Genomic DNA, 7,972 nt, shown 5'->3' with positions numbered 1-7,972 from the left:
ATGTCCGGAGGGAGCAGGAACAACTGATCCCGCCGGACCGGCCGGTACCCACGTGCCATAAACCCGATCATCCCGGACAAAACATGATCACCCGGGTAGCGACACCTCAATTTGCGACAGGCTCCAGGACAACCAAGATCCCATGATCTTCAGACGGCGATCTCGGTCGTGCCCACTCCGACGCCTGGTCAGGAGGCCGTGGCCGGCGGCGTGGGCCGGACGGCGTCCGCGGGCCGGGTCTCGATCAGGGCGCCGATCGAGCGTAGCTTCCCGACCGGGTCCTCGTAGCCGCGTTCCAGGAAGCGGGTTCCGCGGATCAGGCTCGACCCCTCGGCGATCAGGGCGGCCATCACGTACGCGAAGCCGGCCCGCAGGTCGGGAATCTCCAGATCGGCGGCGCGCAGCGGGGTCGGCCCGCTGACGACGGCCGAGTGCTCGAAGTCCCGGGAGGCGAACCGACAGGCCTTGCCGCCGAGGCAGCTGGTGGACAGCGCGATGTCGGCACCCATCTCGTTGAGCTGGCGGGTGTAGCCGAACCGGTCCTCGTAGATCGTCTCGTGGATGACCGACGCACCCTTGGCCTGGGTGAGCAGCACCGTCAACGGCTGCTGCCAGTCGGTCATGTAGCCCGGGTGGACGTCGGTCTGCACATGGGTGGCGGTGAGCTCACGTGCCCGGTAGAAGGTCAGGCCGTGCTGGCTGACCTCGAACTCCCCGCCCAGGCGGCGCAGGTGGTTCAGGAACGTCGCCACGTGCTCCTGGCGTGCTCCCACGACGTCCACCCGGCCGTTCGTCGCGACCGCCGCGGCCGCGAAGGACGCGACCTCGATCCGGTCCGGGATCGGGGCGTGGTGCGCGCCGTGCAGCGCCTCGACGCCCTGCACCACGATCGTGCGGTCGACCTCGACATCGACCAGTGCGCCCATCTGCTGCAGGAAAAGGATCAGGTCGATGATCTCGGGCTCCACCGCGGCATTGGAGATCACCGTGGTGCCCTTGGCCCGGACCGCGGCCAGCAACAGGTTCTCCGTGGCCCCGACGCTCGGGAACGGCAGGGTTACCTGCGCCCCGTGCAGGCCGAGCGTCTTGACCTCGACGGACCGGAGCTGCTCGATGATCTCGGCACCCATGGCGCGCAGCCCGACCAGGTGGAAGTCGACCGGGCGCTTGCCGATGCGGCACCCGCCGGGGAGCGGGACGACGGCCTCACCCACCCGGTGCAGCAACGGACCCATCATCAGGATGGGAATGCGGTTGACGCCGGAGTAGGCCTCCGAGAGGGAGGCGTCGACGATCGTCGGTGTCGCCACCCGCACCGTCTGCGCGTCCAGCCATTCGACCTGCGTCCCCAGCTCCGCCAGCATGCCGAGGACGACGTCCACCTCGACGATGCGCGGGACCCTGGTGAGGGTGCACGGCTCCGGAGTGAGCAGGGTGGCGACGAGGAGCTTGGTGACCGAGTTCTTGGCTCCGGAGACCTCGACGGAGCCGGTGAGCGGTGCGCCGCCGGCGATCGTGTACCAGTGCGGGTCCGGGAAGGGGTGCCTGCCGGCAGCCGCGCCGGGGCCGGAAACGGTGCTGTCGCCCGAACCCACGGGAGTGGTCAGACCGGAACCGGTTTCCCTCACGAGGTGCCTCCACGGCGATGGGTCGGATGTGCCAGAATGCAAGGTTCGTCACATCTGATGGTGCGTCGCGCTCTGCTGTGCACCTGGTACTTGAAGTCGGGGAGATTCAATCAGACGACGCCATTGGCCTCACGGGCCCCGCCGGCTTGGTCTCGCGGGTGGGGCCGAGGGCCTGGGCCGGCCGCCGGGTCAGGTAGGCGTGGTCCACCGGGCCGATGCCCGCGCCGAGGGGGAAGCCCGCGGCGAGCGCCCCGGTCACGTAGGTCTTGGCGGCCCTGACCGCGGAGGGTACGTCATCACCGCAGGCCAGGCGGGCCGCGATCGCCGAGGCGAGCGTGCAGCCGGTGCCATGCGTGTGGATGCGGGGCAGCCGAGGAGAACGCAGCTCGTAGCTGGCTGAGCCGTCGGTGAGCAGATCGACCGCGTCGCCAGGCAGGTGGCCGCCCTTGACGAGCACCCAGGTGGGCCCGAGGGCCAGTAGAGCGTCGGCGGCGCGGCGCAGGCCCGTCTCGTCGACGACGTCGACGCCGGTCAGCAGTCGCACCTCGTCCAGGTTCGGGGTGACGACGGTGGCGCGGGGCAGCAGCTCGCGACGCAGGACGTCCACCGCGTCGGTGGCCAGCAGTGGGTTGCCGTGCTTGGAGACTCCGACCGGGTCGACGACGCTCGGCACGGACATCCTGGCCAGCTCCTGCGCCACGGTCTCGACGAGGGCGGCGGAGGAGAGCATCCCCGTCTTGACCGCGTCCAGGCCGATGTCCTCGGTGACGGCGCGGATCTGCGCCCGGACCGCCTCGGGAGGGAGGTCCCAGACGCCGTGCACGCCGACCGAGTTCTGTGCGGTGACCGACACAACGGCGCTCATGCCATGCACACCGAGTGCGAGCATCGTCTTCAGGTCCGCCTGGATGCCAGCGCCGCCGCCGGAATCGGAGCCGGCGATGGTCAGCACCCGCGGCGGGGCGGCATCCGGCGGTACTGCTGGGGTCATGCGTGGGGATCCTCACAGTGAGGGCCAAAGCGGGCGTAAGAGGCCTGGAACGGCCGAGTTCGCCGCCCGTGGAGTGCGGTTCCTCCGCGCCAGTCGGGCGATCAGAGCAAATTCCTCGCCTCAGACCCTCTCATCCGGCCCGTTTGCCTGTTACCTTCTGTCAGCCCGTGTCTGCTCGACGGGCTGTCGACGTCCGACGAGGGAGCGTCTGTGGTACACGCGTATATCCTTATCCAGACTGAGGTCGGCAAATCGGCGGCGGTGGCCAAGGAGATCGAGCAGATCCCGGGGGTCACCCAGGCCGAGGATGTCACCGGTCCGTACGACGTCATCGTCCGCGCGCAGGCGTCGAGCGTAGACGACCTCGGCAAGCTGGTGATGTCCCGGGTCCAGTCGGTGGACGGCATCACCCGAACGCTGACATGTCCGGTGGTCCACTTCTGAGGGCAGGCTCCCCAGGGCAGCGAGACTGCCCGTCACCAGGGTTCCCCGGGCCCGTGGGGCCGGAGGAGAGCGCGTGACAGGGAGGCCGCGGCTTCGTCTGTTCCGCCTCGCCGGTCCACTCGTCGTCGCCGGGGCGGTGTTCGTTTCCTGCGGTGGTCCGGGCCCGGTTTCGATCACCGGGGCACCGACCCCGGCGGTCGGAGACCAGGCGGCCTGCGCCGCGCTGATCGCGGCGCTGCCCGATTCGCTCGGCGCAGGCCTGGACCGCCGGGAGGTGAAGCCTCCCGTCGCCAACGCGGCCGCCTACGGAGCGAAGCCGGATGCCGTTCTCACCTGTGGTGCGACAGGTGTCGCGGCCAGCTACCAGCCGACCACGGTGCTTTCCGCGATCGACGAGGTCGGCTGGTTCACCGAGGCCCTCGGTGACCGGATCAGGTACTCGACGCCGACCAGGACCCCCCAGGTGGTGCTGACACTGCCGGCGGACGAACAGGCCTTCGAGGTCCTGGTCGCGCTGGCGCCAGCCGTGCGGGAGCACACCGAGCCCACCGCGGGCACGGAGGGTTAGCCGAAGAGCGGCGGTCACGATCGGCACGAGGCGCGCCGACCAGCACCGTCGCGCTGAGACCTCGGTGGTGGCCCACCACCGAGGTGTCAGCGCAGGCCGGCACCATCGCGCAGGGCCAGCTGGACGAGGCGGTCGGTGAGGGCGGCGAAGTCGAGGCCGCTGGCCGCCCACACCTGCGGGAACATCGAGGTCGAGGTGAACCCGGGCATGGTGTTGACCTCGTTGAGAACGATGTCGCCCGCGGGCGTGACGAACATGTCGACACGGGCCAGGCCGGCGCAGTCGAGGGCCTCGTAGGCAGCTGTCGCCGTGGCACGCACCCGTTCGGTGAGCTCGTCGGGCAGCTGGGCCGGTACGTCGAGGCGAGCCCCGTCGGAGACGTACTTGGCCTCGAAGTCGTAGAACCCCGCAGACGACGTCACGGTGATCTCGGCGGGCACGCTGGCCTCGGGCCCGGAGCCGTCGAGGCGGTCCAGCACACCGCATTCGATCTCGCGACCGACGATCGCCGCCTCCACGAGCACCTTGGGATCACTGGACCGGGCGGCCTTGAACGCGGTGTCGAGATCCGCCCAGGCATCCACCCGGCTGATGCCGATGCTGGAGCCGCCCCGTGCGGGCTTGACGAAGACCGGCAGCCCGAGCCGCTCGCGTTCGCTCTCCGGGAGCGTCTGCCCGGGCCGCACGACCGTGTAGGGGCCGACGGGCAGCCCGCTGGCGGCGAGGATGCGCTTCATGTGCTGCTTGTCCATGGCGGTGGCGCTGGCGAACACGCCGGAACCGACATAGGGCAGGCCGCTCATGTCCAGCAGGCCCTGGACGGTGCCGTCCTCGCCGAACGGGCCGTGCAGGAGGGGGAAGACGACGTCGACGGTCCCCAGATCGCGCAGCGGCGAGGACGGGTCGGACACGAGCAACCGGGGCCTGGTCGGATCCGGGGTGAGCGTGACCTCGATGCCGTCCGCCGCGTTCACGGTGGGCAGGTCCGCGCTGACGGCGGTGAGGACGGGACTGTCCTCGGGTAGTACCACCCAGCGGCCCTCGGGGTCGATGCCGACCGGAATCACGTCATAACGGGACCGGTCCAGAGCCCGCAGGACTCCGCCGGCCGACACACACGAGATGGCGTGCTCGGTGCTACGCCCGCCGAACAGCAGGACGAGTCGAACCCTGCGAGTGGAGGCTCCCATGCCGGGACAGTAACGGATGCCATCCGGCATCGCACGAAGGACCCCGGGGGTGCCTGCGGCCCGCATGATGCCGGGTGAGATCCGTGTCGGACCGGCGAGCTGGCCTGTGCCAGCCCAGCCGCGATCCGTCACCGGAAGGAGCCGTGACGCACCAATGTGCTCGGCCGCGATCCGCGACCGGAACCGGACGGTCGCGCGCCGTGACGCGCGCCCGTCGGAGTTTCGGCCGCGGTCAGCCGCGGGTGACCTTGCCCGCCTTCAGGCACGAGGTGCAGACGTTGAGCCGCTTGGGGGTGCGGCCGACCATCGCACGAACAGTCTGGATGTTGGGGTTCCAGCGACGGCGGGTGCGCCGGTGGGAGTGGGAGACCGACATGCCGAAGCCCGGCCCCTTGCCGCAGACGTCACACACCGAAGACACGAGAACACTCCGTCAATCACGATGGCCGGGAGTCACCGACCGCTCTAGCCTGTAGTCGACTGTGAGGCTACCCTAGCCGCGCCGTTCCGGGTCGCCGTGGGCCGCGCAGGCCGGGCCCCTGGAGCAGGTCGGCGCCTGCCGCGGCGTTGCGCGGGGTGGGCCTGCGTCCAGGTGTCGGCGTCCCCGTGAGCTGTCGGCAGCCGAGAGTGTCGGTGGCGCGGTGCACTATCTGAGGTGTGCTCGATCTGGACACGCCGCTCAAGAGTGTGTTGGGCGCGAAACACGCGTCGCTGCTAGCGGACGAACTCGACCTGGCGACCGTCGGCGACCTGTTGAACCATCTGCCGCGGCGCTATCACGAGCGCGGGGAGCTCACCGACCTGGACGGTCTTGTGGTCGGTGAGATCGCCACGGTCCAGGCGCGGGTGACGAAGGTGGTGAAGCACAAGCCCCGGGCGGACTGGAACACCAACAACCGCCGGCGCGAGAGCGGCCGCACGGAGATCACCGTTACCGACGGCCGAGGTGAGCTCTCCCTCGTCTTCTTCAACCAGCAGTGGCGTGCGAAGGCACTCACGCCCGGTACCACGGCGTTGTTCGCGGGCAAGGTCGCCGAGTTCCGCGGCCGCCGTCAGCTGATCCACCCGGAAGTGCACATGATCGACGGGCCGGACTCCGACGACGACGCGGGCGATGGCCAGCTCGGCGTGGCTGGTGGCGAGCTCGGCGTGGGCGAGGGCGGCGATGATGTCGCGGGTGAGCGCGGTGAGCGGTCCTCGGCGGTGGCCGACTTCGCCGGCGCGCTGGTCCCGATCTATCCGGCCACGGCGAAGCTCACCAGCTGGAAGATCGCCCGTTGCCTGCGGCTTGTCCTCGACTCGCTCGGTGGGCTGACCGATCCGCTGCCGGAGTCCGTCCGTTCCCGGCACCGGCTGGCGGGCCTGGCGCGTGCCTACCAGCTCATCCATCGGCCCGGCACCCGCGGCGACGTCGCCGTCGCCCGCACCCGGCTCAAGTGGGACGAGGCCCTGGTCGTCCAGATAGCGCTGGCCCAGCGGCGGCGGCGGGTGGAGCTGGTCGCCACCCAGCCCCGGCCGGGCCGGGCCGGCGGGCTGCTCGACGCGTTCGACGCGAGCCTGCCGTTCGCTCTCACCGACGGCCAGCGGGAGGTCAGCGAGACCATCGCCGCGGAGCTGGCGAAGGCCGTCCCGATGCACCGCCTTCTGCAGGGGGAGGTCGGTTCCGGCAAGACGGTGGTGGCGGTCCGGGCGATGCTGCTCGCAGTCGACTCGGGCGGCCAGGCGGTTCTGCTGGCCCCCACCGAGACCCTCGCGGCCCAGCACCACCGGAGCCTGCTCAGGCTGCTCGGTGACCAGGCCCGGGCCGGCGAGCTCGGGGTGAGCGGCCCGGCGACGCGGGTCGCGCTGCTCACCGGGTCGATGCCCGCGCGGGCCCGGCGGGACACGCTCGCCGCGATTGCCGACGGGAGCGTCGGTCTCGTCGTCGGCACGCACGCGCTGCTGGGTGCGGGCGTCACCTTCCACGACCTCGCGCTGGTCGTGGTCGACGAGCAGCACCGGTTCGGCGTCGAGCAGCGTGACGAGCTTCGTTCCCGCKGCCGACGCCCACCGCACCTGCTGGTCATGACGGCGACCCCGATCCCGCGAACCGTCGCGATGACCGTCTTCGGTGACCTTGAGGTCTCCGTCCTGAACCAGCTTCCGTCCGGGCGTTCGCCGATCTCCACGTTCGTGGTGCCGGCGGTGAACACCGTGCTGATGAGCCGGATGTGGGGGCGGGTGCGGGAGGAGGTCGCCGCGGGGCACCAGGCGTACGTGGTGTGTCCTCGGGTCGGTGAGGGCACGGCGGGCGCCGGGGATCCGGCGGGAACGGAGGAGCCGGCGCCTCCGGAACCGGGCGAGCCGGGTGAGCCGGGTCAGGCGGGTGGCCAGGGGCCGCGTGCCGGTGGTGAGCGGGTCGGCGCCACGGTCGCGCAGACGTTGCCCCGGCTGGTGGCGGGTGAGCTCGCCGGGTTGCGGGTCGAGGGCCTGCACGGGCGGATGCCCGCGGCGGCCCGGGACGATGTGATGACCCGCTTCGCCGCGGGTGAGGTCGATGTTCTCGTCGCGACGACGGTGATCGAGGTCGGTGTGGACGTGCCGAACGCGACCGTGATGATCATTCTTGATTCCGACTGGTTCGGCGTGTCCCAGCTGCACCAGCTCCGCGGCCGGGTGGGGCGGGGCAGTGCTCCGGGCATCTGCCTGCTCCAGACCTGCGTCGACGCCACGGCACCGGCCGCCGAGCGRCTGCGGGCGGTCGCCTCCACCTCGGACGGCGCCGAGCTGGCGCTGCTCGACCTGGCCCAGCGGCGGGAGGGTGACGTGCTGGGCGCGGCCCAGTCGGGTGGCCGGCGCTCCCTGCGTCTGCTCGAGCTGCTGCGGGACGAGGATCTCATCCGGTCGGCGCGAGAGGAGGCCGGGGCCATCGTCGCGGCGGATCCCGAGCTGCGGTCGCTGCCCGCGCTGCACCGCCTGCTTGCTGACGCCCTGGACGAGACCAGCGCCGCCTTCCTGGAAAAGGGCTGATCCTCGGTGAACCTTTTCCGCAGCTCGAAGACCTGAGGAATCGGGTCGTTCTTTCGACCACGATCCTCAGATCTTTCACGGCAGCGGCGGAAGCCCGGAGCCACCGCTCGAAAATCCGAGGTTCTGGTCGTTGTGGCGGCCA

At 70.8% G+C, this 7,972-nt stretch carries 7 protein-coding genes; 3 read left to right on the top strand and 4 right to left on the bottom strand.

The window, feature by feature from the left end; genetic code table 11:
• Positions 1-188: 188 nt before the first annotated feature.
• Positions 189-1,628, bottom strand: a complete 1,440-nt coding sequence (murA, locus tag CcI49_RS13460) for a UDP-N-acetylglucosamine 1-carboxyvinyltransferase (RefSeq protein WP_076826825.1) — start codon at positions 1,626-1,628, stop codon at positions 189-191.
• A 106-nt stretch (positions 1,629-1,734) separates the two neighbouring features.
• Positions 1,735-2,619, bottom strand: coding sequence for a bifunctional hydroxymethylpyrimidine kinase/phosphomethylpyrimidine kinase (gene thiD, locus CcI49_RS13455; RefSeq protein WP_076826822.1), 885 nt, complete (start codon positions 2,617-2,619; stop codon positions 1,735-1,737).
• A gap of 210 nt (positions 2,620-2,829) precedes the next feature.
• On the opposite strand from thiD, the gene CcI49_RS13450 reads away from it, so the two are divergent.
• Both CcI49_RS13450 and CcI49_RS13445 read left to right on the top strand, forming a co-directional pair.
• Positions 2,830-3,063, top strand: a complete 234-nt coding sequence (locus CcI49_RS13450; protein ID WP_006545173.1) for an Lrp/AsnC ligand binding domain-containing protein — start codon at positions 2,830-2,832, stop codon at positions 3,061-3,063.
• A gap of 73 nt (positions 3,064-3,136) precedes the next feature.
• Positions 3,137-3,631 carry a DUF3515 family protein gene (locus CcI49_RS13445; protein ID WP_076826820.1) on the top strand — a complete coding sequence of 165 codons (495 nt, stop codon included), beginning with the start codon at positions 3,137-3,139 and terminating at the stop codon, positions 3,629-3,631.
• 86 nt (positions 3,632-3,717) lie between these two features.
• On the opposite strand, the gene CcI49_RS13440 is transcribed toward CcI49_RS13445, so the two are convergent.
• Positions 3,718-4,821, bottom strand: a complete 1,104-nt coding sequence (locus CcI49_RS13440; RefSeq protein ID WP_054565014.1) for a D-alanine--D-alanine ligase family protein — start codon at positions 4,819-4,821, stop codon at positions 3,718-3,720.
• Positions 4,822-5,053: 232 nt separating this feature from the next.
• The gene (gene rpmB / locus CcI49_RS13435; protein ID WP_006545176.1) at positions 5,054-5,242 is read right to left on the bottom strand and encodes a 50S ribosomal protein L28; all 189 of its coding nucleotides are present in this window, start codon (positions 5,240-5,242) and stop codon (positions 5,054-5,056) included.
• Between the two features lie 236 nt (positions 5,243-5,478).
• On the opposite strand from rpmB, the gene CcI49_RS13430 reads away from it, so the two are divergent.
• Positions 5,479-7,830, top strand: coding sequence for an ATP-dependent DNA helicase RecG (locus tag CcI49_RS13430; protein WP_076826818.1), 2,352 nt, complete (start codon positions 5,479-5,481; stop codon positions 7,828-7,830).
• Positions 7,831-7,972 lie beyond the last annotated feature (142 nt).

This window comes from Frankia sp. CcI49, assembly GCF_001983215.1.
Taxonomy (GTDB): domain Bacteria; phylum Actinomycetota; class Actinomycetes; order Frankiales; family Frankiaceae; genus Parafrankia; species Parafrankia irregularis.
Note: the sequence above shows the minus strand (reverse complement) of the source record. Positions and strands in the feature narration are given on the sequence as shown.

Coding starts and splice junctions, on each gene's coding strand:
- thiD (WP_076826822.1), bottom strand. CDS start 2,619: ATGACCCCAGCAGTACCGCCGGATGCCGCCCCGCCGCGGGTGCTGACC.
- CcI49_RS13440 (WP_054565014.1), bottom strand. CDS start 4,821: ATGGGAGCCTCCACTCGCAGGGTTCGACTCGTCCTGCTGTTCGGCGGG.